1 protein-coding gene is annotated in these 342 nt (G+C 46.5%); it reads left to right on the top strand.

Annotation, left to right across the window (positions count from 1 at the left end):
- Positions 1-20: 20 nt before the first annotated feature.
- The coding region (locus tag AB4585_RS26615; RefSeq protein WP_372171745.1) for a UPF0758 domain-containing protein at positions 21-342 on the top strand (322 nt) is incomplete at its 3' end.

Here is a 342-nt window from a genome sequence, read left to right as displayed (position 1 = left end):
CAGATCTGCAAGGGGATAAGATGACATTAAAAGCACTGCCTAAAGAGTCTCTCCCTCGAGAAAAGCTAATCAATCATGGCCCAAGCTCGTTAACGGATGCTGAATTGCTCGCTATTTTCTTACGCACAGGATGTCCGGGGATGAATGTCTTAGAACTTGCTGACCATCTGTTGAAATCCTTTGGTTCATTACGGCATATATTAACCGCTCCGCAAGAGAAGTTTTGTCAACATAAAGGGCTAGGGCAGGCCAAATATGTGCAGCTGCAGGCCTTTATCGAGATGACACAGCGCTATCTTGCGGAAACACTAGAAAAAGGGGACGCACTGACGAGTCCACAAC

Origin of the sequence: Vibrio sp. 10N.222.49.C9, assembly GCF_041474985.1 — a bacterium.
GTDB classification, from domain to species: domain Bacteria; phylum Pseudomonadota; class Gammaproteobacteria; order Enterobacterales; family Vibrionaceae; genus Vibrio; species Vibrio crassostreae_C.
This window is presented reverse-complemented; position numbering and strand designations above follow the sequence as displayed.